This window comes from Streptomyces viridifaciens (genome assembly GCF_001888885.2).
GTDB classification, from domain to species: Bacteria; Actinomycetota; Actinomycetes; order Streptomycetales; family Streptomycetaceae; genus Kitasatospora; species Kitasatospora aureofaciens.
The window spans coordinates 311,659-335,485 of the sequence record NZ_CP090840.1; the positions used below are offsets into that span (position 1 = coordinate 311,659).

A 23,827-nucleotide genomic window follows, 5' to 3' on the forward strand; every position below is an offset into this window, starting at 1 on the left:
GGGTCGGCGGCGTGGTTCAGTCCGCGCCCTCGGAGATCATTTCCAAGAGCGCCGACGCTTTTCCCAGGACCTCCAGCGCGGCCTTGTTCCGGGCGAGTTCCTTCTCCAGTCGTTCCACCTGCCGACGCAGCTTCTCGTTCTCGACCTCGGTGGCGGACTTCTTCGGGCGGGCCGGGCTCGTGCGGCGGTCGACCAGGTTCTCCAGGGCCCCGGCGTCCCGCGCGGCCCGCCACTCGGTGACGTGCGAATGGTACAGGCGCTCGCGGCGCAGGACCGCGCCTTTCTCGCCCTCGGGCGCGGCGTCGTACTCGGCGACGATCCGCAGCTTGTACTCGGGGCTGAACGTGCGGCGCTTCGGCCGGGGAGCCGGGTCGGCTGCGGACGGATTGCTGCTGGTCATCAGGGGTGGAACTCCTACTCGGGCCCTCTCAGGCTAACCCGACAAAGCGGGATGTCTCACCCAAGGCTGACAGAGAGGGGTTCAGGCGGCCGCGCTTACTGACGTTGGCACTTCGAGGTGATTGGCCTGTTTGTGTGGCTGACTGACGGCCATGTGCGCGCTATGCCGTTGGTATGCGCTATGCGGATGGGGGCGGGCTGACGGCGAAGGCACGTCAGCGCCGCGAGACGGTGCGGCTGGAGGCCGCTGCGTTGTTCGACGAAGGCGTCCCACCGATGGAGGTTGCCCGCAGGTTGCGGGTGAGCGCGAAGTCGGCCTATCAGTGGCACCAGGCCTGGCGTGAGGGCGGGGCCGGTGCGCTGGCTTCACGGGGACCGGGTGGGCAGCGATGCAAGCTGTCGGCGCGGTGCCGGGTGAAGCTGGCCGAGTACCTGGAGCAGGGGCCGGCCGTGCATGGCTGGGACGAGGACCAGGTGTGGACCGGCGCGCGGGTGGCGACGCTGATCGGGCGGAAGTTCCACGTCACTTACAGCGTCTCGGGAGCCACCCGCCTGATGCACCGACTCGGCTTCACCCCGCAGGTTCCCGCGCGGCGTGCCGCGGAACGCGACGAGCAGGCGGTGTCCGCGTGGATGGAGGTGACCTGGGCGGAGGTAAAAGCGCCCGGGCGGCCGGGGCTCCGGACGGGTGTCGGTCGCCGGGCTGATCGCGATGCGGCCGGGCTCGCGGACCCGGCTGTGTCACCGGCTGCGGCGCCATACCGGGCGCAAGGGCGAGCGCCGCAGCCTGTCCGAGCGCGACTACATCGGGCTGATAGACGGGGTCCACCAGCTGGTCAAGGCGCCGATCGTGCTGGTCTGGGACCGGCTCAACACCCACGTCTCCCATGCCATGCGCGACCTGATCAACGCGCGGGACTGGCTGACGGTGTTCATCCTGCCCGCATACGCGCCCGAGCTGAACGCGGTCGAGTACCTATGGGCCCACGTCAAGCGCAGCCTGGCGAACCTCGCCAGCGTCGCTCTGGACCGACTCGCCATGCTCGTCCGCAACCGGCTCAAACGGCTCCAGTACCGCCCCGACGTCCTCGACGGCTTCCTCGCCGGGACCGGACTCTCCCTCGACCTCCCACCGCCATCACCTTGAAGCGCCGAAGTCAGTATGTCCTTCCACAGGTCTCGCGCCCGCGTCCCAGGGGTCTCGGCGAGCACGATCTCACAGGTGCAGTCGGCCATGCTGGAGCGCGGCGGCTCCGGGAGGGGGAGCCCTCCGGGCACCGCCGAGGCTCTCGGCGGCGCCTACTCTTTCCGCTTACAGTAGTAGTGCGGCCACAAGCCAAGCTGGTCGGTTCTCCAGCCTCACCACGGGACCGCTGCGAATGCGGAACTGGGTGGCGTCGTACCCGAACGACATGTGTTCACAACCACCCACCGAACATCACCAGGTGGATCGCCAGCCGACCCTACTGGCCTTCGCGCCCGGTCCGAACGCGCAAGTCAGCGGGTCCTGCCAAAGCAGGCACAGCACCCGATCGCACGTCTGTCCGGCCGGCAGCCGCGCCAGCCCCGTCTCTCACGTCGTAGAGACGCGCGATCTCCAGGACCGTCTGCTCATACGCGTCGATACCGCGCACAACGTCTATCTCGCGGACGTCCTCGGCGGGATGATGGCTTACGCCCTCCCGACACCGGATGAACAGCATCGCAACGTCACAGATCGCTCCCATCGCCATCGCATCGTGGCCAGCCTTGCTCCATAGACTCCGCGGATCGTCATCGCCGGTCCTGCGAATGCCGGTCGCAATGGCATCGCGCAGCCACGAGGCACATTCACATGCGGGGGCTGAGTGTGTCTCGAACACCTCCAGGCGTGTCCCTCGGCTCGAACACATCCGCTCGATCTCCACACGGATGCCGTCCCACATCGCGTCCCGTTGCACGTCTGTCGCGGCGCGTAGGTCGAGCGTGAAGTCGGCTTGCCCCGGGATCACGTTGACCGCACCCGGCTGGACCTGGATCTGTCCAACCGTCGCGATGCACCCGTTCTCACCGCTCTCACGGGCCACTCGTTCGATCATCGTGATCGCTTCACAAGCGCTCACCAGAGCGTCCCGGCGACGCGGGTAAGGCGTCCCTCCGGCGTGCCCAGCCTCACCGAGAATGCTTAACCGGAATCGTCGTGCTCCGGCGATAGCGGAGACTAAGCCAAGGGAGCGATCCTCGGCCTCGAGGTACGGCCCCTGCTCGATGTGCGCCTCGAGATAGCCGACAAGTTCAGCAGGCGTGCGCGCAGCCTCGCTCACCCGCCCCGGATCCAGACCAAAGTCAGTGAACGCGCGGCGCAGTGTGAGTCCGTCGCGCCCTTTCTGGTCCCACCAGTGGTCCTGCCACCTACCGGCGACCGCCTGGCTGCCCAGGAGTGCGGTGCCGAACCGGCTACCTTCCTCATCGTTGAAGGCGATCACCTCGAGCGCGAACGGCAGGTGGTGGTCACGAAGCCGTTCCGCGACTGCGATGGCCATCAGCACGCCCAGCGGCCCATCATACGCACCAGCGTCGGGGACGGTGTCGAGGTGGGAACCGATCATGAGTGCGGGCAACCCGTCAATGCGGCCCTCCCGGCGCCCACACAGGTTCCCTGCCGCATCTTGCCAGGTCCGCAGCCCTGCCCGTTCCATCCACTCGGCCACGAGCGTGTTGGCGGCGGCGTGCTCGGCGGAGAGGTAGACGCGTTCGATGCGTGGCGCGTCCGCCGTGATGCGCGCCAGTTCAGTACAGCGGTCCAGGACTGTCCGGGCACCGATCATTCCGCCTCCTCCGTCGAATCACCTTGCGGGAGCGCGTCGTTCATATCCGATCCCCAGAGCCGAGCCACGATCCCCGCGATCTCTGCCGCATGTTCCTTCTCCTGAATCATCGACATGTGCCCGCCGCCGACCCGGTGCACGTTCAGCGCGCCGGTGGGGAACGCAGCGCGCCAGCGCTCGAGATAGGCGGAGTGGGAGGTGCCAGCGACCTTGGACGGGCGGGCCGGCCCCGCGCCAGTCACCTCGGCACTGACGACCAGCTCCGCCGTTCCCTCGTACGGCCGGAGCGTGTAGGACAGCTGTGCCAGCTCGATGGCCGCGGACATCCGCAACGGACCGGACGAGGTCAGCTCCGGAACCGAGGCGGCCAGCACGTCCGAGCTCGCGACGAGGTCTTCGAGCTGCTTGCGCAGCAGGGTCCGATCATGTGTCGAGATGCCGTCCTGGTGGAGCTCGTCGACCAGGTCAGCCGCCTGGCTGAAGTCGCTCCAAGCCCGGCGGATCGCCGCTCGTCCGGCCACGTCCGGCAGGGCGGGCTCAACTAGGACCAGCGACTCGACAGGGACGTTCCGGGCCCGGAGCTGGCGCGCCAGCTCGACGGCCCAGACCCCGCTCGCCGACCAACCCAGGATGGTGAACGGAGTACCTTCCAGCTCCCGACAGAGCTCGTCCGCGAAGGTCTCGGCCATCTGCTCGACCGAGACCTGGGTCTCACCGAGCCATCGGTCCTCCAGCGCCACGAAGGCCGACAGGCCAGCCCCGTCGGGCAGCACCTCGGCGAGCGTGAAGTACCAGGGCACGGTTCCACCACTCGGCTGGATGCAGATCAGACGTCGACCCCCAATGGGTGCTCGCAGTTCCACGAGGCTGCTCGGCTGCGCAGACTTCGCCGTAGCCGGCGAAGCAGTACGCGTCGGCGACTCAGCAGCCAGCTCTGCGAACGACGCACGCCCCACCAGGTCACGAACCGTCAAGTTGAATCCCCGCTGCGCGGCCCTGGCGACGTAGGCGACCGCCTTGACCGAGTCGCCACCCAGGTCGAAGAAGTTGTCCACCGCCGAGACGGAGCGCACATTCAGTAGGTCGGCCGCGAGCTCGACCAAGACGTCTGCCGGGCTGTCACCCTGGCCCTCGACGCCCTGACCGGGCTCTGACGTGCTCGGCAGAGCCTCACGCGTCAGCTCGGAGATCCGACGGTCGGTGAACGACTCGACTACGTCGGCCAGCCGGATGAACCGATCCCGGAGTGCTTCGGCCGTACGTTGCTCGAACAGGCTCGCGCGGTACGCCACGCTCACCTCGACGCCCGCCTGGCACTCGCGCAGGCTGAAGACCAGATCGTTCTTCACCTCCACAGTGGGCAGCACGAACTCGGCCACCGTGAGGGCCGCCGGGAAGCTGCTCGCACCTTCCTCCGGCTCCATCTCGAACCACACGCTCTGAGCGGGGGCCGGGCCGCTTCGCTCCGCCGTGTCCGCGAGTCGAGCACGAGTGTCCGACATACCGGCGGCAACCCTGCCGATCAGCTCGGTGAGTGTCGGCTCACCACGCAGGTCGGCCACACCAACCGCATGCTTGAAGAACGGCCCCACAACATCGAGAACCCGCGGGTCGTCGCGGCCGGCGTCGGAGAAGCCGAAGCTGAAGGACTCTGTCGAGGAGTACTCGGCGATCACCACCTGCGCACACGCGAGGAGAACGACGAACGGTGTCGTTCCGCGTGCCCTCGCAACCTTCCGCACCCCCTCCCAGCAACGGGCTGGTATCAGCCCGCGTACGACCTCGCCAGCCGATGGCTCGTCCGCGCGGCGAGGGCGGTCTGTCGGCAGGACCACGGGTTCGGCCACTGCTGCCCGCAACGGTGCGGGCGACGCCGCGGGTGCATGGTCCGGGGGACCACCTGCGGCGAGTCCGGGAAAGCTAACCCTCAGGGCGGGGAGGTCAGCGTCGCGCCCCTCGCTTAGAGCGGTGTACAGCTCTCCCAGGTCTCGGAGGAGCAACCCCATCGACCAGCCGTCAAGCAGCATGTGATGGCCAGCCATGACGACAGCGTGTTCGGTCGGGGCCAGCCGGACCAACCGGATCCGGACCAAGGAACGGCCCAGGGCAAACTCAACCCGGTCCAGCTCCTCGACAAGCCGCCGGAGACGGCGCCGCGCCGCCTCGCCGTCCCTGGAGGTGAGGTCGACGTGGCGGATGTCGGTCTCCTGCGTCGGGCCCACCACCTGCACAAACGCGCCGTCACCCGGCTCGATCCGGGTCCGCAGCGCCGCGTGCCGGGCGACTAGGAGCCGGACCGCCTGGTCGAGGACGTGAACGTCCAGCGGTCCAGAAAGCGTCCATGCGCTGACGATGTTGTACTGGGTGGCCGACCCTGAAGCCTCCTGAGCGAAGAGGATGCGAGTCTGGTCCGGGGTGAGCGGATGGACGCCCTCCGGACCAGCCGCACTGACCTCGGGTTCCTCTCTCACTGAGTCCTGTTCCCGGCCGAGTGCGGCGGCCATTTCGGCAACGGTCGGCGACTCGAACACCTCGCGCAGGGTGATCTTCTTCCCCGTTGCTTCCTCGACCCGAACGATCAGCTTCAGCGCGAGCAACGAGTGGCCACCCAGCTCGAAGAAGTTGTCGTGCGGCTGAACATCGTCTACATCGAGGACATCGGCCCAGATCCGTTGGAGCGGTGTGGTCACGGCGTCGCGGCTTGCCTCGGCCCTGCCGACGTCACCACTGGGCAGGGCGGGATCCGGCAGCCTGCTGGTCTCGACCTTGCCGTGCGGCGTCAACGGGATCTCTGGCACACGCAGAAATCGGCTCGGCACCTGATAGTGCGGGAGGCTGTCACGCAGGCGACGCCTGAGATCGCGGTCCTCGATCGGGCGATCTGTGACAATGTAGGCGATGAGCTCGGTGGTGCCGTCACGGGACGTGTGGCCTGTGACGTGTGCGGCAGCCACCTCATCCTCTGAGGTCAGGGCGTGCTCGACCTCAGCCGGCTCGATACGGAATCCACGGACCTTGACCTGATGATCGCGTCGACCGCGGAACTCGAACTGTCCGTCTGGGCCGACCCGCCCGTAGTCGCCAGTCCGGTAGATCCGAGCACCACTGTCCGGTGACAGCGGATCGGGGACGAAGACCCCCGCCGTGGCACTCGGACGATGCAGGTAGCCACGAGCGACACCCACTCCCCCGATACAGATCTCGCCGACCCCTCCCGGAGGAACGGGCCGGAGATCCTCGTCGAGGATCCACATGCTCGTCCCTGGGATGGGCCGGCCGATGGGCAGCACTTCGGCGTCGATGGCGCCGTCCACCTCGTACGTAGAGTTCGCCACAGTGATCTCGGTCGGCCCATATTCGTTGAGAATCGGGGTGTCCGGGTCGAGCGCTCGCCAGCGCTCAAGCGTCGACCGCGAGAAGCGGTCCGCCCCGACCACCAGGCGGCCGCAGAGGGCAGAGGCCTCTGCGGCAGACAATTGGGTCGCCAATACGTCGAGGTGTTGCGGTGTCAGCTTGATGTAGTTGTATGGTCCGCCGCGCACCAGCTCGTCACCGAGATCACCGAGATCTGTGACCGCCGGCATCATGTGGACCGCCTCCCCGAACAGAAGCGGGCCGAAGAGGTTCGGGATCACGGCATCGAAGGCGACCGAGGTGAAGACCGGGGCGCCGTTCCCTTGCCAACTGTCGTACCCACGGGCACACCAGTGCACGAAGTTCGTCAGGCCGGCGCGCTCGATCATTACGCCCTTGGGCTTGCCTGTCGAGCCAGACGTGTACATGACGTAGGCTAGATGGGCGCCCTCGACGCTCATCCCCGGGTAGTCATCCAAGGTGCGGTCGGCGCCCAGCACCTCACTGACCAGCACCGTGTGCTGTGCCCAGGCCGAGACCGACCCGTCCGAACGATCGGTGATGATCACTCGCGGCGCGGCGTCCTCGACAATGGTGGTCAGCCGTTCGCTGGGCAAATCCGGGTCGAGCGGGAGGTAGGCACACCCCGCCAGCATCGTGCCGAGCATGGCCGGAAGCATCTCGGGCCTGCGAGCCATGTAGATCGCTACTACGTCCTCGGCGCCGAGCCCGCGCCTGAGCAGGATGTCGGCCACACCCCGGGATTTGTCCAGCAGCTCACGGTAGCTCAGGCCGACATCACCCTGGACAACCGCAAGCCGGTCTGGGTACTCCTCCGAGCCGCGGAAAATGTCGGAGAGCAGGTCGGAGCCCACCTCCCGCGCTTCGCCGACACAGATCTCACGCATCCGCGGATCGCGGAGCCAGTCCATCCGCCCCAACTCGCCGATAGTCATGTCCTGATGGCGCGCCATCGACTCCAGGACCTGGGCGAAGACCGCGCCGATACGCTCCACCGACTCCAGGCGGAACTTGTCGGAACGGTAGTTGAACCGCGCGACGAGCCCCGTGTCGCGCACCTGGACCGTGACGTCCAGGTCGGATCGCAGCGCCGGACGACCGTCTGCAACGGGCGTCGCCTCGATGCCGGGCAGCGCAAGGAGGCCAGCGCCGTTATCCTGCTCGATCTCGAACCAGCTCTGGAACAGCGGCGCCGAACCGTCATTGCTACGCCGGGGGTTAAGCGCGGCAATCACGTCGTTGAAGGGGGCGTTAGCGTACTGAAATGCATCCAGCGTGGCGTCACGCACGGCCTCCAGGAATGCCGCGACCCGTAGGTTCTGGTCGACTCTCCCCGGAATGAGCACCGGGTTGAAGAAGAGCCCGATGACTTCGTCCAGATCGGTCCGGTCCCGTGTCCCGACCGGTGTACCGACGATGACGTCAGCCGCTCCCGTGAAGCGGGAGAGTGTCACCTCCAACCCGGCCAGAGCAACCATGAACAGCGTGCTGCGCTGCTCACTGGCCATCGACCGCAGTGCGTCAGAGGTCTTCGGGGATATGGAGATCGAGTGCGTACCCATCGTCGCGCCGCCCACCGACGGCGGATAGTCCATCGGTAGCTCCGCCGGCTCAACCCCACGCAACACGTCTGTCCAGTGCTCCACGGCCTGGACCCGGGTGGAGTCGGAGCGTTCCGCTACGGCGTACTCGGCGTAGGAGGACTCGAGCGGCGCGGGCCCCGCAGCGCCGGACTGTACCGTGACGTACAGGCGCGACAGGTCGCGGGTGAAGATCTCCTGTGACTGCCCGTCGAAGGCGATATGGTGCACGACTATGTAGAGCACATGCGTCGAGGGCCGCTCACGAACGACCAGCAAACGCATGGGCGGGCCCGCGCTGAGGTCGAACACTCGGTTCGTTGCCTCATCCAGCAGTGCACGGGTGCGGTCGTGGATGTCGTCGTCCGGTACGGTCGCGAGGTCATGCTCGACCAAGTCCAGCAGCGTTTCGCTGCCGGACAGCGCCGTTGGAGAGCCGTCTACCTCTGCGAACCGCTGCCTCAACACCTCGTGCCGCTCGACCAACCGCTCGAGCGCCTCGCGAAGTGCGACTGTATCGAGCCCACCCTCCAGCCGCCAACCGAAGGCCATGTTCCAGCCCGGGTTGTCGGGTTCGGCTCGCTGGCTGATCCACATCCGCGTCTGCGCGTCGCTCAGGGCAATCCTGTGCACCGGATCGGGTTGCATTCGTCAGTACCTCCTCAGTTCGAGGTCGCGGTGTCGGGGAGCACCAGGCCAGCGGGTTGAGGGCCTGGCCCGACTCATCAGCGCCGTCACGTCCGCTCCGTTTCGACGAGGAGGGCTTCCACCTCCGCGGTGAACTCGCCGAGCTTCGGTGTGTCGAACAGCGTCTTCGCCGGGACGTCGACGGCAAGTTGCCGACGGATGTTGCTCAGGATCCGGAACGCCAGCAGCGAATGTCCGCCAGCCTCGAAAAAGTTGGTCTCCATTGTGACGTCGGGAACCCCGAGCACATCGGACCAAATCCCGCTCACGGTGGCCGCTGTCGACTCCGGGGCCACCTTGGTCGGCACTACCGGCTGCGCCGCCGCCAGCGCACTCTCCGCGTCGCGAGCGGCCAGCGCGGCCCGGTCAACCTTGCCGTGCGATGTCAGAGGGAAGGAAGTCAGGAATCGGAAGACGTGCGGGACAGACCAGGACGGCAGCCGTCCCTCCAAGTGCCTCCGGGCACCGTCGGCGTCCACCTGGTTGCCCGGTGCCGGATCGGTCACCAGGTAGGCGAGGAGCTGCCCCTCCGTCTTCGCCGACTGGACGGCAGCCGCCCCGATCACGCCTGGGAGCGACGTCAGCTCGGCCTCGATGGAGCTGAGGTCTATGCGGTACCCACGTACCTTCACCTCAAGGTCTCGTCGGCCCCTGAAGAAGATGCGGCCATTGTGCTCCTCGGTACAAACGTCACCGGTTCGGTAGAGGCGGCCGCCAGGTGTGGACGCGTACGGGTCTGGCCTGAACTTGTCTGCTGTGAGGCCGGCCTCGCCGAGATATCCCCATGCGACGCCGACGCCACCAATGCACAGTTCGCCGGCACTGCCGGTGGCCGTCGGGTTCAGGTCGTCGTCCAAGATGCGCGTCGTCGTGCCGTCGATCGGGCTGCCGATCGGAACGTCGGGCTGGGCATCGTCCTCCTCCACCAGACACCAGGTGCTCGTGATGGTGGACTCGGTCACGCCGTAGCTGTTGATGAGCGGAATCCGGACGTCCCTGACCCACTTGGTTGCAAGCTCGGCGACTGCCCCTTCGCCACCGATCACGACGGACCGTACGCTTGCCAGGCCCGTCGTGAGCGACTCGGTGTGTTCGGCGGCCAGCTGGTGCCAGTAGCTGGTCGGCAAGTTCAGCACAGTGATCTGGTGCTCCTGGCAGAACACGATCAGCTCGTGGGGAGCGGGGACTTCATCGAGCGTGACCAGCGTGGCCCCGGCCGCGAGGGTCGGGTAGATCTCCTCGGCGGCGGCATCAAAGTTGATGGTGTGGAACTGCAGGGCACGGTCGTGTGGCTTCAGCTCGCACGCGTCCCGCAGTGCACGCGTGTGTGCCGCGAGTCCGCGGTGGCCGACCGCGACCAGCTTTGGCCGGCGTGTGGTTCCGGAGGTCGGGATGACGTACGCCAGCGCGTCCTCCACGGCGGCAGACCGGTGACGCTCAGCGTCAGCGCCGCCCTCACTACGCAGTACTTCGTCGTACCGGACCAGCGTCCGTCCGCTGCTGGGGATGTTGTCCGGCTCCCGGTCGGAAAGGACCGTTCGAACGGAGCACTCGGCCAGCCACGTCCCCACCATGTCGGCGGACACTGCGGTGTCTACGGGCAGGTACGCGGCGCCTGCCGCCATGATCGCCAGAACCCCCGCAGGCAGGTGCGGACGGCTCAGTGCCATCGCCACCACATCACCCTCACGGACTCCCGCTCGCTGCAGTGCGGCGGCGACCGTGTCCGCGGCCGCGACGAGCTCTGCGTAGGTCATCGCCCCTTCCGCGCTGCTGACCGCTACCGCATCTGGAGACGCCGATGCAACGCCGCGGATCATCTCGAGGACCGAGCTCAACTCCGAGACTCCTCGCCGAGCGCTGCACGCACCGATGCGGGCCTCATATCGGTCCAGACCGTGTCGATATGGTCCAGACAATCAGCCCGTGTGCCTTGCTTCCCCTCAGCGTGCCATCCGTCCGGACGCTCGCGGCCAACCCACCAAATCGAATACTGCCCCTCGTCGTTCACCACGACTTCGTACTGCACAGAATCCTTAGGCGCACTATCAGCCATCGGGCTGCTCTCCTCTCCAATCGCTCCGGTAATTACGGACACCGCCCGCCGCATTCCCCTTCCCACACGCGCGAGGGCCAACTGGCAACCAAAGAACCGTCGTCGAGTGGTGGCAAACCTTGCACGACGCACCGGACGGATCACGCCGTGCGAAGTGCCCATTTCGTCCACCAAGCCGCGGCGGCACACTCAACCGTTGGTGCGCGGTCGGCAGACTGGCAGACTCGGCTATCGGACCGGTATTCGTTCGGCATCCATCCAGGTCACGCTGACCTGACCGGACGATCCCTCAGCCGATCCAGCCCGCTCTGCCTAACGCTCGGAGTCGTAGAGCGCGGAATCTACGCCAGATCCCATTCACCCTGTCGAACAACCCGTCGTCTTGGTAGGTTCGAGAGTGCTTGCACGATCCGGGCGACGTCATGGCGGCATCGAATTGCGGATCGCCACGTGCAACGCTCGATTCAGGAAACCGAGGGGAATCCATTGATGAACACGGCTCGCAACGCCCTATCCATGATGGATGACAAGGCGCTGTGCGCACTCGATGTCAGGTTCGACTACTTCGAGGTCCAGGCTCGATCGGGACGTGGGCGCGGGCGGTTGCCCGTCGTGGTGGTCAAGCAGGTCGGCTCCCTCAACGACAACTACCGCCGCTATCTCGGGCTGGCCTCGCACAAGGGATCGGTAGCCATCGTCGGCGGTGGGCTGGCCCGTATGCGGTCCGGTAGCTCTGTCACGGGGATTGCGGACGAACAGCGTCGCGACCTAGTCGCCGCGCTAGTCGCGGATGCCGTCGACCGTGCAGCACAGACAGCCGATGCAGTCGTGTCCCCCTTCCTAACCGCCGCCGATCTGCCAGCGTACGTCGACGCGGTGCCGTCGGCCTCCGTCCGCGAGCAGGGCGTCTGGAGCACGCTGGAGATCGGCGAGGTGGCCGACATCGCGGAGTTCCTCCAGCACCTTCCCAGGCGATGCCGGCAGAACTGGAACCGGGACATCCGCGATGCCGAAGCGCTCGGTCTGGAGCACGATTTCGCTCCGTTCTCGGATGAGATCGTCGCAGAAGCCGCAGCCGGTATCGCCAACGTTTCGCAGCGGAACGGCATGGGCGAATCCGCCGACATCGTCGTGTGGAGGATCAACAACTTCCGCCGACGCCCAGGGAGGCACTTCTTTGTCCGGACCTGGTGGCAGGGAAGTGTGGTCGCCCACACGATGTGCCGGACGTTTGATGATGCCTTGGACGCACATACCATCGGAATCTCTGACACGCCCGGTCTCGACCGCCGAGCGGTCTACCACATCGCCGCCATGCTAGGCCCGCTGCGGGCGGCCATTGACCAAGGGGCACGCCGCCTGGAGCTCGGCCTCGGACATGAGGCTCCGAAACTTCGCCGGGGGTGCACGGGCGAAAACATATACTTCGCCGATCTACTCCCGGTCGGGTGATGAACTTGAAAGCGTGATGTCGGGTCTGGTCGTGATCAGACCCGCGCTCGTAAGGCAGCCGTCGATCAGATGGGGCGGTACTGGATCTTCTTGAGGCACCGCTCGACGACCTTGGCTAAGTCGTCGATGTTGACAACCGAGAGGTTGCCGATTCCTCACTTCGTCAGTGCCAAGATCCCCTTCCTGCGGGTTGAGATCCGTGGCGTGCGACGGAAGTTGGAACACCGTGGACCACGGGGTTCGGCCCGCGCGGCCCCAGATTCCGGCACGCGGTGGTCTCAGCGTTTGCGCGGCTTCGCCCTCGAAGAAACAGCCACGCTCCGCGAGCCGCCGCGGTGCTCTACCGTGGACCACATCTACAGCTTCCATAAGTCGACGGCTGCCTCGTCGCGTTCAAACGCCCGGCGGGCCGGCTGCTGCCACGCCAGCCGGGGCGCTTGAACAGGGCCACGCCCTTCACTGTGTAGGTCACGTGGAACATCCGCCCGATGAGGGTCTTGATCCTGGCCAGCATCCAGCGCTGGTCTCCCATCAGTGGGCCAGCGGTCCACGTCCAACTCGCGCTGAAGCCCATTGCCTTGCGCGGCGCTCAGCTTCTGTCTGCCCGGCGATCCCTTCGGGATAACCGCGGCCTCACCGTGCTCCCGTCATCGCCGACGCCGGCGCTCCGCCAACCGCTCCGAGACCTGCAACGCGGCCGCGATCTACCGATTATTCTCCCGCGCCTCGCACCAGGCCACGGCGTGCAGCCACACCCGTTCCCGAGCGGCCCTCCCAACGCCGGTCAAGCCGCCGTGTGCGTATCTCACGGCCTGAGAGCTATCAGGCCCAGCCCCCGCCGTCGGGCGAGCGCCCCGGCTTCACCCTTTCAAGTTCAGTAGCTGACGTCGCACGTCGGGCGCAATGTACCGGACCTCCTCACGACATCGTCCGGAGTGAGTGCACCGGGCCAGGTGGGTTCGAAGCCATGAGCTCAAGTGTCTTCACCACGTGGTCCGCCAACGTCTGGACCGTCTCGCGGCTGAGCCTTCCGTCGCGGAAGGCGAACTGAAGTGAGACCGGCTGACCGCCCTCCACCAGGAGAGTGAGCGAGAGCGGGTAGTGCACTTCCTCGCGCCCCTGCGGCCCTCGCCGGAACATCCGAGTGGAACTCGCGTCCGACAGGTCCTCTACGACGAAGATGTTGTCGAAGGGCTCGCCCTTGGCGTCCGACACGGTCCGCTGGACGTCGGCCAGGGAGTAGTAGCCGTAGCGGACGGCGTTGCTCAATTGCTCCCTGAGGTCGTCCAGGGCCTTACCCACCGTCGCCGACCTGGCTGGATCCCAGATGATCGGCACCGTATTCATCACCAGCCCCACGATGCGGTCAACCCCCACGAGGTCCCAGCTCCGCCCGTCAACCACGCATCCCACCATGACGTCATCGCGGTCGACGACAGTCGACACTGCGACTGCCCACGCCGCAAGAGTCGCCACAGCAGGCGTCACACTGTGCTGGATCACAAGGTGCTGAAGGTGCGTCCTGGTTGCCTCAGACAAGCCAACGGTAAGCAAACTCTCCCTTCCCCCAGCAACATGGCTGGACGGATCGAGGTAGCACGCACGGCTGTCCGTAAGCAGCCCAGACCAGTGCCTGCGGGCCGCGATCTGCCGCTCCGGGTCACGCAGCCACTCCACGTAGCGGCGATAGGGAACCGGCGCTGGAAGCGTCTCTCCGCCCCCCGCGCGCGCCTCATACAGCTGACACGCCTCGTCAGTCAGGACACTGACACTCCAGCCGTCGATCCACAGGTGATGGCAGTTGAGCACCACCCTCAACCGGTTTTCGCCCGCGCGTGCCACAGTCACCCGGGGCCGCCAGCCCCGGCTCTCGTCGGTCTCCGTGTCGACGAGGGCCTCCGACCAGTCGGCGATCTCGATGTCCACCGACCCCACCGGGTGCACGACCTGGACCGGATAGTCAAGGCCGTGCCACTGCACGCTGCTGCGGAGTACGGGGTGTCGTCGGATCAGCTCGCGCCACACGTCGACCACCACGGACTCCTCGAGGCCGGGAACGCACTCGATAACGTGACAGGCGCCGTACTCACCGCCCATCAGGCTGTGCAACAGCATCCCGCTCTGGAGGGGCGTGAGGTCGTAGAGGTCATCCGCCCCACCGGCCTTCTCTATGACCCAGTCCAGCTGCTCCTGGGTGAGCGACGCCAGCGGGAAGTCCGACGGCACCCGCGCGACGCGTACCTCAGGCCCACGTCGGACCAGGAGTTCCAGAGTGTTCACACAGCGCTGTGCAACCGACTCGATCGTCTGCCGCCTGTGAAGCGCCGACGCATAGAGCCATCGGAAGGTGAGCTGATCGTCGGCGACATCGACCTCGAGTTCGATGTCGTGGCTGCGCTCCTGGCGGGCCGACCTCTCCTCGCCGGCGGCTCCCATGGCCACACCGAAGCTCTCCGCCTGGAATTGAGTCTGCAGGTGGCCCGAGTAGTTGAACAGGATGGTGCCCGGGTTGGTCGTGGCGGCCTCTATATCGCACTCCAATCGGTCCGGACGCCCGGCGGCCATCGCCATCCGCACCCTATGGACCGCGTCGCGCAAGGACGGGTCGCTCTCCACGTCGAGGGCAAAGGAGTCGAGCGCCACCCGGTGGATCCCCGCGAACCAACCCACCGCATCGGAGCGGTCGGGACCGGGAAGGCGACTGTCCCGACCGTGCCGTTCGACATCGAATACCACCGACGGCAGGCCATGGGCCGAGCCCAAAGCTTCGGCGAGTGCGGTCAAGAGCACGACCTCAACCGGACTGCTGTAGTCGCTCGGCGTCTCCCGCAACAGCGTTCGCGTGGCGGACGCCGCCAGACGTACCTCGACGCACTCGATGTCCGCCACGGTGTTGGCGCCGTCCAGGACGTCCCGGGGTAGGGAGACCGGCTCACGTGCCGCGTCCTCCCTCCCGTCGGACGTGGCCGCCCTCCGCGGACGCGCGGCAGCGAGCGCACCTGCCCACTGCGAGAAGACGAAGGAGTCCTTGGGTAGGCCGGGCTCCCGTCCGGCAACAAGGTTTGAGTACGCGGTGGCCAGATCTCGCACGATCCTCGGCCAGGAGAAGGTGTCGACCGACAGGTGGTGGACGGCGATCACGAGAAGACTCGGGCGGTCAGCGCCAGAGATCAGCGCGGCACGAATCACCCGCCCGCTTTCAATGTCGAGCGAACTCTGCAGCCGTGTGGCCGCTTCCTGGAACTCGGGGTCCGGATCGGCGTCCTGATCGAGATAGACCTCGGACAGCAGCTCGAACCCGGGCGGCGTCTCGCCGACATGCTGCTGCCACCCATTCTCAGTGCGTGTGAAGCACAGCCGGAGCGCATCGTGGGTACTGACCAGCGCCTCCAGCGCGGTCTCCAGCGCGTAGACCTCGGGCTCGTCCTTCCACTCCAGAACGATGGACTGGTTGTTGTGGTCTTGGTCCACCAGTGCGCGGTCGATGAACCACTGCTGCACTGGTGTCAGCGGCAGTGGCCCACTGACGTCGACGGTGATCTCGGCCGTTACGTCCGATCGGACCACCAAGGATGTCTGGGCGCTGAGCGTCGGACAGCGAAACACGTCAGTGAGGCTCAGCTCGTAACCCTGCTTCCGCAGTGCTGACGCGAGGCGGACCGACGAAATCGAGTCGCCGCCGAGTTCGAAGAAGTTCGCATCAGGGCCCACCGTGCTCACGCCCAGGACCGACTTCCACGCCTCGCGCAGCACATCCTCCACGGTTTCCGCAGCCGGGTCGCCGGCGGTCGACGCGGCCTCAGCGTTTCGCTCGGTCTCCTGCCGGGCCAGTGCGGAACGGTCGACCTTCCCGTTCGCATCGAGCGGGATCGAGTCCACCGTGGCGTAGTGCCGCGGGACCGCGTAGTCCGGAACCTGATCCGCCATCCACTCGACCAAACCGTCCGGCGCTACCTGGTCGACGACCAGGTAGGCCTTCAGAACCATCGGCGCGTCGGGTTCGCTGGTGTGACCCACGACGGCCGCGTCACGGATGTCCGGGTGCCGCCGGAGCGCCGACTCGACCTCACCCGGTTCCACACGGTAGCCACGGATCTTCAGCTGACGATCCGACCTGCCCAGGAAGACCGCGTTGCCCTGGTCGTCCCAGGTCGCCCGGTCGCCCGTGCGGTACATCCGGGCCCCGGGCTCAGCAGCATAGGGGTCGGGAACGAACTTCTCGCTACTCAGGGCCGGTCGGCCCAGGTAGCCACGGGCACAGCACACCCCTCCGATGAAGATCTCTCCCTCCATGCCGGCCGGAACCGGCTGGAGATCGTCGTCCAGGATGTACATCGAGGTGTTCTCGATGGGCCTACCAATCGGAATGATCTCCCCAGAAAAGGAGTCCTGGATCACGAAGAAGGCGTTGGCCACCGAGGCCTCGGTCGGCCCGTACTCGTTGAGTACCGGTGTCGCGGAGTCGAGCTCGCGCCATCGCTGCAGCGACTGCACCGGGAAGAGGTCTGCCCCGACGGCGAGCAGTCCCGCAAGGCTCGGCGCGGCGCCGGAATCGATCATCGACGTGATCAGGTCGAGCTGTCCCGGCGTCAGTTTGATAAATCCGTAAGGACCCGAGGACAGCACCTCCGAGATCTGCGCTGGCAGGTTCTGGTCTTCAGGGATGAGCTGCACGGCCTGGCCACACCACAGCGGAGCGTAGATGTTGGGCACAACCATGTCGAAGCCGACCGAGGAGAAGAGCGGGGCACCGTCGTCGCCGCGCATGGTGTAGGTCTCGACGGCCCAGTCGATGTAGTTCGCGATCCCATGGTGGTGGCACATCACCCCCTTGGGTCGTCCGCTCGACCCGGACGTGTAGATGACGTAGGCCAGTTGCTGTGGCCGGACCTCCTCATTCAGGTCCGCTCGCTCGGCCGGTCCGGCGGTCGCGAAGTGCTGCTCCAACGGCTCGTCGAAGCACAGGGCGGTCAAGCCTGCGAACTCGTCGTTGCCGACGTGATCGGGGTCGGTGATGACAACTGTGGGCCGGGAGTCCTCCACGATGTGCCGCCGCCGCTGGTCCGGATCGGTCGGCGACAGCGGCACGTACGCGCCGCCGGCCTTCAGCACCGCGAGGAAGCTGACCATCAGCTCCTCCGACCGTGGCAGACACACGACGACGAGCGACTCGCCCCTTACTCCGTGGGCATTCAGCCGGCGCGCCAGAATGTTCGCCCGGGCGTTGAGCTCCTCGTACGTCAACGTCAGACCACGGGTGCGTAGCGCGATGCTCTGCGGAGTGCGGGAGGCTTGAGCCTCGAACCCTCCGTGGATCGTCTTCGCCCGGATCGCTCGCCGTGGGGCCCACCCTGCAGGAATGTTGAGTACCTCCGGGGGTTCGCCAGCACCACCCTCCCCTGCTTGGGAGGCGGCCGTCAGGCCAGGCCCAGCTGACGCATCCACATATTTCGACCCGCTGGACTCCGTCATCGTTTCTCCAACACTCTGATCGGCCGACGCCAGAAACAGCCAGAAATAAACCGCCGCCCTGCGGTTAGGGCCCGCGAAAATCTGAAGCCCGAGATTCCGTCGGCAGCTCGCACTCCGGTCTTGCTTCCATACAGATGCCAGCTCCACTACTGGTGCCGGGAAGGATAGGTCACCCGCCTATTGATGCATTATCGTCAAATCTAGCCAGTCGCTTCCCGCGCCGCCGTAGGACGCTACCGGCCCAGGTGGCCGTCCCGTATGTCCGTAGGCTAGGCGGCTCGCCCGTCGGTCAGGATCTGTTCCATGAACGTGACTAGGCGACGGCCGGGTGGAATCCCGAGCTCGTCATTGAGGATTCGCTTCGCGCGCTTATAGGCCGCTAGCGCGTCCGCTCGCCGACCTGCGAGAAACAGAGCTTCCATCAACTGGGCGTGCAGGCTCTCACGGAGGGGGTTCTGGGCCACTAGGACTCTCAGCGCAGCGATGACCTCTGTCGTGGCACCGCGCTGCAACTTGATCGCATGGAGCTCTTCCATCAACGCAAGTCTCTGGTCGGCAAATGAGACTCGGTACGATTCGACCACCTCGTTGTCGATGTCTTCGAGAAGGGGGCCGACCCAGAGGTCGAGCGCGCCGGCCAGCGCGGTCTCCGCAGCGCTGATCCGGTTATTCTGCAGCGCGACGTCCGCTTCCCGCGCAAGGGTACCAAGAAGGTGGATATCGATTGATTCCGGCGCAACACAGAACCGGTAGCCAGGGGTCCGGGTCTCCACAACGTCCGGCAGGCCAATTTTGGCCAGCGATCGACGAATAACCGAGATGCAGATCTGGATCTGGGATCGCGCGGTAGCAGGCGGGGAAGCTGCCCATAACGCCTCGACCATGCGGTCAATCGACACAACGTGATTTACCTCGAGCAGGAGTAGAGCAAGAACTGACCGCTCTCTCGGAGCCGTAAGGATGAGGTGCTGTCCGGAATTCTCGATCTCCAGCTGCCCCAGCAATCGAATGCGCAAGATATTCCCTCTCTGACATCCGTCCAGATCCCATGTTCCCGCCCGCAGCTCCGAATAACCGATGCCCTCTCTCCTTAACCTCTTCCGGCGCGAATCTCTCCCTAGTGAGAGGTGATTTTTTTGCGGAAGCTGAGACACACTGAAAGGGTCGCCGCTAGCACTGTCATGCGGTACGCCAGCGGCGACCGTTGACTACTATGGGGCGACGGATGCGGACGTGCAGCCGAGCAGATCGAGTGCCTCTTCAACATCGACCGCCATGTCTATGCAGGATCGTTCCTGCGGGGATAGGAATCCCTCCTTGACTACATGGTCGAGCAGCGCAGCCAGCGGGTCGAAGAAGCCTTCGTGGTTGACCAGGACGATGGGTTTTTGGTGGAAGCCGAGCTGGTTCCATGTCGCAACTTCCATGAGCTCGTCGAGCGTACCCAGCCCTCCAGGCAGGACGGCGAACCCTTTCGAAAGCTTGTACATGAGGGCTTTGCGTTCGTGCATCGTCCGCACGACGAAGAGTTCTCCACGGCTTCCTTGGGGGCGCTCCCGCTCGTAGAGCCGATGCGGGATTACACCAGTAACGGGAGCACCACCCGATAAGACGGCATCAGCGACAGCTCCCATAACACCTACTCCGCCGGCGCCGTAGACAAGTCCTGCTCCACGACGAGCGAGTGCGGCGCCGAAGTCCTTTGCGAGCTCGACGTACTGCGGTCGGACTCCTGTACGCGCACCACAGAACACAGCAATTCTGTCGAATGGCTGACGGGTGACAGTCATGAGTTCCCTTTCACGTCTTGGGCTACGGGCATGCGAGATAAGACTGACACGATCACTGGCAAAGCACGGAAGATCAATTCCACTATCCCTTCGCAGCCCCCTTAAGGCAGTGGAGAATCGCCAGAATATGGCACCTGCCACAGACTCATTTGAGAATTGGCAGCACGTCTTGCATGGCTGCCCCCGCCACACGGCCTTCTTGCGCCCCAGTCGATTACCGTCCACCATGCGCCTTTTCTCGGCAGGGCAGCGACGGGCACACTGGCAAATCACCCTATTGGCTCGCTTTTCCGGCACCAACGCCCTGGCTGACTCTGTGCACATTGGCGGTGTGGGAATGCTCCATTGCGGGATAGCAAGATGGCAGCCAACGTCGGGAATGCTGGTGCAGTTCACATAGCCCTGCGTTCAGGAGACGCAGGCCATACCGGGGGGAGGACCAACGTCCATCCACCCGCCGGATGGTTAAGCTCGGCGCTCAGCACTCGGTCGATCGATTTGCTGCAGATATCAGCCCGAGCGCGTGGAATCGGCCACACTCAGTCACTTTCCTGCGTCGCATGACGACCGCTCCACCCGGCCGGCCAAACGGCATGGGGTAGGGCGTTTGGGGCGACTCAGCACGCGCCGAACTAAGCGGATCTCTTCCCGCCACAACACAACTCCGCCAGTTCGCCGACCCAACCGGACTCTGGGCAACGAACGGCAAAGCCGCAGTATATCAACTTAAAATAGGACAGACAGTCCGGAAAGTGCACGTTCTCTCCCGTGGGGCTTCCTGACTCTTGTGATGCAGGAGCGGGGCGAAGGCTTCACCGCCTCGCTAGTTCGCGCAGGGACGAGACTGGCCGCAAGTGATAAACGTTCGATAAACGCCCATGTGATCGTGCTGTTACGGACCATCAGGGGAGGGTGTGCTTCGACGGGAGTTGCCTGGGGTTCGTGGAGACCGACGATCTTGCTTCAGGCGGACTCCGGGCTGGGATCCATCGAAGATCCTTCATGCCCGCCCGGTGCTACCTGGTCTGTCGGCGACGGGTGAACGAGGTTCTGGATCACTTTTCCGTGCCAGAGCCACAGAGGGTCACCGGAATCGCGATCATGAACGATCATGACTGACGACCTCCTCCGAGACCCCTGGCCCCACCGGACCACCGACGTCGCGGTCAACACCGACCATCCGCGCCGACCGCGTCACCGTCCACGCCGCCACGACCAGCGACGAGGCGGGTTGTCCGTCGTACGGGGTTGTCTCGAGCCGGGTGCACAGCAGCTACGTGCGGCGCTTGGATGACAGGGCAGCGGGCAGGCGGCGGATGGTGGTCGACTTAAGGGTCCGCCGGTTCCCCTGACGTGAACGAGCTTGCGCCCGGGCCACATTCGTCGAGCAAGGGCGGACCTGACGTTCCATCACGGACGGCGGAGTCAGGGCCTGCAGATCGCGCTGCAGCAGCTCGCCTTGGCCCTGGCCGGCCGGGTCGGCTCTCGGCTGGCCGAGACCTTCGCGGTCCCGGTGAGCCGCTCTACGCTCCTGCGGCTGATACGCGTCCTGCCCGATCCGGCACCCGCGGTGCCGGATCGGGCAGGACATCGACGAGTTCGCCCTGCGTAAGGGCCACGTCTACGCCACCGTCCTCGTCGACATCGAGACCCGCCGCCCGGTTGACCTGCTGCCCGACCGCACGGCCGAGACCGTACGCTCCTGACTGGCCGATCCCCTGGGCCTGAAGGTCGTCTGCGACGACCGCTCCGTCTCCTACGCCGACGCCGCCCGGCTCGGCGCCCGGACGCGATGCACGTCGCCGACCGGTTCCACCTGTGGCAGCACCTCGCCGACGCGGTCGAGACGACCGTGCTGCAGCACCGGGCCCTGCTTCCCGAACCAGCCCTCCACCCTGCCTTGCCACGGCAGTTGTCCTTCCACCCGTCAGCGCCGAGCCCCGCCGGGCCGGACGCCTGTCCGACCGAGTCCGCGAACAGCACGGCGCCGTCCACGGCTCGTGAAGGACGGGTTCAGCCTCACTTGGGCACCGCCGCTTGGTGGTGGCAGGGAGCATGCACCCAGATTGGTGCCCCTCCCACCGGCAAAGCGTCATGTTGTGAGATTCGTCCTGGTTGACTGGGCAGCTTCATCAAGCTGGGGCTTCGCGGCGCCCCGCCCACCCGCACGGTCCATTTCGCGCCATTCCGACCGCAGCCCAGTAAGGTTGGTGGCAACGAAGTACGCAGCCCCGCCGGCAAGCAGCACTGGCACAAGTCCAACAGAGGCCACCGCCGCTCCAGCGATCAGTCCGCCGAGGGGGATGCCGGCCCAGGACAACGAGTCACCGAGCGCGTTGACCCGTCCTAGCATGCGGCGCGGCACCCGTTCGAAGAGCAGGGCCCCCAGCACCGGGTTGACGAAGCCCGCCCCGAATCCACTGACGGCGAATACGGCCAGTACCGCTCCCATCGGAGCGTCAGAGGCGAGGATCAGGAATCGCGGCGCCCCAGCCAATAGGAAACCAGTGAAGAACACCACCCGGCGCCGTAGGCGATGCGCGGCAACCGCAGCTAACAGGCTGCCCACGACCGCGGCGCCTCCCATCACGCTGCCCGTCAAGCCGATCGCAGTCGGCCCGTTGCCGGATTCTTTGGCCCAGACGGGCGTGAGCACCGTGGTCAACCCCGCGTCCAGCAGATTGGTAACCCCGACCACAACGATGACGGTCAGCAGCAACGGCTCGCCACGCAGGAAGGTGAAGCCCTCGCCGAATCGTCGCCAGTAGCCGGTTCCCGTCTCCCCTCCCGGGGGTGGGATTTCCTCAACGGCATCGCCCATCTTGCGAGGTAGCGCCAGTCCGATGAGCACCGACCCGAGAGCAAAGCAGCCCGCGTTGACGACAAGCCCTGTCATAGGGCCAAGCAGTGCCACCAGGGAACCGCCGACCGCCGGGCCAATGGTCGATGCGAGCCGTTCAGTCGCGCCGGCCAGACCGGCGGCCCGCTCCAATGGCACCCGCCCGCGCTCGGCCGCTTCCGGGACCATGACCTCCTTGGCCAGGTCGCCGGGGCCGCGGACCGCGCCGATCAGTGCAACCAGGGCCAGCAGGAGCGGAAAGGAGAGCAGGTCGAGGGTGTGGAAGAGAGGGATCAAAGCGGCGGCGGTTGCACTGGCCAGATCAGTGGTCCAGGAAACGGCCCGCGGGCCGATCCGGTCCACCAGCGGCCCAGTGAACGCCTTGACCGCCACGTAGGGAGTCATCTCACAGAAGGCGACCAGTCCCGTCTGAGTGGCACTGCCGGTCGTGACGAGCGCGAACCAGGGCAGCGCGACCGCAGAGATCCGCGTACCAGTCAGCGATACGGCAATGGCCGCCAGGACCCCGCCCAGTGGTCGTAAGGACCGCTTGCCGGGTATGCCGTCGGCGCCATGGACGTCTTCCATCATTCCGCCTCCACTTCAGTCGCTTTCTGAGGGATGGAGAGGACCTCCGACGCGGCAGACCTATCCAGTTCAGGCAAGAGGTGCGTGATAAAGGCGACCCGCTCGGCTCCCTCCGGGGCCTTCGCGGCTTCCTCCGGCGTATCTACCCGGTAACGGGCAGCGACTGCCCGCAGCTCCTGACGCAAGGCGGCAGTCTCCTCGGGGGTGAGCCGAAAGGCCCAGTCGCTCATGTCGAAGACGTTCCGCCACACACAGGGCATCGTCTGAAGCTCGTTGACTGCCTGCTGTGTACGAAGGGTGTAGGTTGCGGCAACGGACTGCAGATAGGCCAGGGCGGCCTCGGGCTCTCGCTCGGCCAGCTCCGGGTCGTTGAGCTCCGTTACTTGATGCAACGAACGCCACCAGCGCTCTCGCGCGTTGCCACGTTCCGTGTCTTCTTCGACGAAACCGGCCGCGCCGAGCTGGCGCAGGTGATAGCTGGCTGTGCCGGAGTTCACGCCCAGTCGCTCCGCGAGGCGGGTAGCGGTCGACGGGCCGTACTGCCGTAGCAGCCCGACCAACTGCACGCGCACCGGATGCGCCAACGCACGCAACCCCTTGGCATCCAGAACGACCACATCCGCTGCGGCCTCCAGGCTATCCGGACCTCCATTTGCGTTTGCCATGTCGCCCACTTTAAACCGCCAAGGGTTCTTCGCGAAGGGTTCTTCGCGAAGAACTGTCCGGAGTCGCGGCCGCTTTGAAGACGCCCCGACCACGACTGGCGCGGGCAACTACATCGC

Annotated in this window: 12 protein-coding genes and 2 pseudogenes; 3 read left to right on the forward strand and 11 right to left on the reverse strand. The window is 65.9% G+C overall.

Annotation, left to right across the window (positions count from 1 at the left end; all coding sequences use genetic code 11):
* Nucleotides 1–16 precede the first annotated feature (16 nt).
* Nucleotides 17–400: a transposase gene (locus BOQ63_RS01270; RefSeq protein ID WP_072653116.1), complete on the reverse strand. Its 384-nt coding sequence runs from the start codon at nt 398–400 to the stop codon at nt 17–19.
* A gap of 173 nt (nt 401–573) precedes the next feature.
* Here BOQ63_RS01270 and BOQ63_RS01275 point away from each other — a divergent pair.
* Nucleotides 574–1,546: pseudogene (locus BOQ63_RS01275) on the forward strand (winged helix-turn-helix domain-containing protein).
* Nucleotides 1,547–1,862: 316 nt separating this feature from the next.
* Here BOQ63_RS01275 and BOQ63_RS01280 read toward each other — a convergent pair.
* The 4 genes from BOQ63_RS01280 to BOQ63_RS01295 form a co-directional block, all read right to left on the reverse strand.
* Nucleotides 1,863–3,206 (reverse strand): allantoate amidohydrolase, encoded by a 1,344-nt coding sequence (locus BOQ63_RS01280; protein ID WP_072653117.1) that lies wholly within the window; start codon nt 3,204–3,206, stop codon nt 1,863–1,865.
* A complete protein-coding gene (locus tag BOQ63_RS01285; RefSeq protein WP_072653118.1) occupies nt 3,203–8,809 on the reverse strand; it encodes a non-ribosomal peptide synthetase in 5,607 nt (1,868 codons plus the stop codon). Before BOQ63_RS01285 ends, BOQ63_RS01280 begins: the two co-directional genes overlap by 4 nt.
* An 86-nt stretch (nt 8,810–8,895) precedes the next feature.
* Nucleotides 8,896–10,686: a non-ribosomal peptide synthetase gene (locus BOQ63_RS01290; RefSeq protein ID WP_072653119.1), complete on the reverse strand. Its 1,791-nt coding sequence runs from the start codon at nt 10,684–10,686 to the stop codon at nt 8,896–8,898.
* Complete coding sequence (locus tag BOQ63_RS01295; protein ID WP_072653120.1) at nt 10,683–10,904, reverse strand: MbtH family protein; 222 nt, start codon at nt 10,902–10,904, stop codon at nt 10,683–10,685. Before BOQ63_RS01295 ends, BOQ63_RS01290 begins: the two co-directional genes overlap by 4 nt.
* Before the next feature lie 516 nt (nt 10,905–11,420).
* Between BOQ63_RS01295 and BOQ63_RS01300 the strand changes: the two genes are divergently transcribed.
* Nucleotides 11,421–12,356: a hypothetical protein gene (locus BOQ63_RS01300; protein WP_143174581.1), complete on the forward strand. Its 936-nt coding sequence runs from the start codon at nt 11,421–11,423 to the stop codon at nt 12,354–12,356.
* On the opposite strand, the pseudogene BOQ63_RS01305 reads toward BOQ63_RS01300, so the two are convergent.
* The 4 genes and pseudogenes from BOQ63_RS01305 to BOQ63_RS01320 all read right to left on the reverse strand — a co-directional run bounded on the left by BOQ63_RS01305 (nt 12,339) and on the right by BOQ63_RS01320 (nt 19,618).
* Nucleotides 12,339–13,165: pseudogene (locus BOQ63_RS01305) on the reverse strand (transposase). The gene BOQ63_RS01300 and the pseudogene BOQ63_RS01305 overlap by 18 nt on opposite strands.
* A gap of 109 nt (nt 13,166–13,274) precedes the next feature.
* On the reverse strand, nt 13,275–17,828 hold the full coding sequence (locus BOQ63_RS01310; RefSeq protein ID WP_072653123.1) for a non-ribosomal peptide synthetase: 4,554 nt from the start codon (nt 17,826–17,828) through the stop codon (nt 13,275–13,277).
* Nucleotides 17,829–18,097: 269 nt separating this feature from the next.
* On the reverse strand, nt 18,098–18,982 hold the full coding sequence (locus tag BOQ63_RS01315) for an AfsR/SARP family transcriptional regulator (protein WP_079183330.1): 885 nt from the start codon (nt 18,980–18,982) through the stop codon (nt 18,098–18,100).
* 57 nt (nt 18,983–19,039) lie between these two features.
* Nucleotides 19,040–19,618, reverse strand: a complete 579-nt coding sequence (locus BOQ63_RS01320) for an LOG family protein (RefSeq protein WP_072653125.1) — start codon at nt 19,616–19,618, stop codon at nt 19,040–19,042.
* A gap of 1,589 nt (nt 19,619–21,207) precedes the next feature.
* On the opposite strand from BOQ63_RS01320, the gene BOQ63_RS01325 reads away from it, so the two are divergent.
* Nucleotides 21,208–21,324, forward strand: a complete 117-nt coding sequence (locus BOQ63_RS01325) for a transposase (RefSeq protein WP_072653807.1) — start codon at nt 21,208–21,210, stop codon at nt 21,322–21,324.
* 386 nt (nt 21,325–21,710) lie between these two features.
* Here the strand turns inward: BOQ63_RS01325 and BOQ63_RS01330 are convergent, their stop codons facing one another.
* Nucleotides 21,711–23,048 carry an MFS transporter gene (locus BOQ63_RS01330; RefSeq protein WP_072653126.1) on the reverse strand — a complete coding sequence of 446 codons (1,338 nt, stop codon included), beginning with the start codon at nt 23,046–23,048 and terminating at the stop codon, nt 21,711–21,713.
* Nucleotides 23,045–23,710 carry an ArsR/SmtB family transcription factor gene (locus BOQ63_RS01335; RefSeq protein ID WP_072653808.1) on the reverse strand — a complete coding sequence of 222 codons (666 nt, stop codon included), beginning with the start codon at nt 23,708–23,710 and terminating at the stop codon, nt 23,045–23,047. Before BOQ63_RS01335 ends, BOQ63_RS01330 begins: the two co-directional genes overlap by 4 nt.
* Nucleotides 23,711–23,827 lie beyond the last annotated feature (117 nt).

Coding starts and splice junctions, on each gene's coding strand:
- BOQ63_RS01280 (WP_072653117.1), bottom strand. CDS start 3,206: ATGATCGGTGCCCGGACAGTCCTGGACCGCTGTACTGAACTGGCGCGC.
- BOQ63_RS01310 (WP_072653123.1), bottom strand. CDS start 17,828: ATGACGGAGTCCAGCGGGTCGAAATATGTGGATGCGTCAGCTGGGCCT.
- BOQ63_RS01300 (WP_143174581.1), top strand. CDS start 11,421: ATGATGGATGACAAGGCGCTGTGCGCACTCGATGTCAGGTTCGACTAC.
- BOQ63_RS01285 (WP_072653118.1), bottom strand. CDS start 8,809: ATGCAACCCGATCCGGTGCACAGGATTGCCCTGAGCGACGCGCAGACG.
- BOQ63_RS01335 (WP_072653808.1), bottom strand. CDS start 23,710: ATGGCAAACGCAAATGGAGGTCCGGATAGCCTGGAGGCCGCAGCGGAT.
- BOQ63_RS01320 (WP_072653125.1), bottom strand. CDS start 19,618: ATGACTGTCACCCGTCAGCCATTCGACAGAATTGCTGTGTTCTGTGGT.
- BOQ63_RS01295 (WP_072653120.1), bottom strand. CDS start 10,904: ATGGCTGATAGTGCGCCTAAGGATTCTGTGCAGTACGAAGTCGTGGTG.
- BOQ63_RS01330 (WP_072653126.1), bottom strand. CDS start 23,048: ATGATGGAAGACGTCCATGGCGCCGACGGCATACCCGGCAAGCGGTCC.
- BOQ63_RS01270 (WP_072653116.1), bottom strand. CDS start 400: ATGACCAGCAGCAATCCGTCCGCAGCCGACCCGGCTCCCCGGCCGAAG.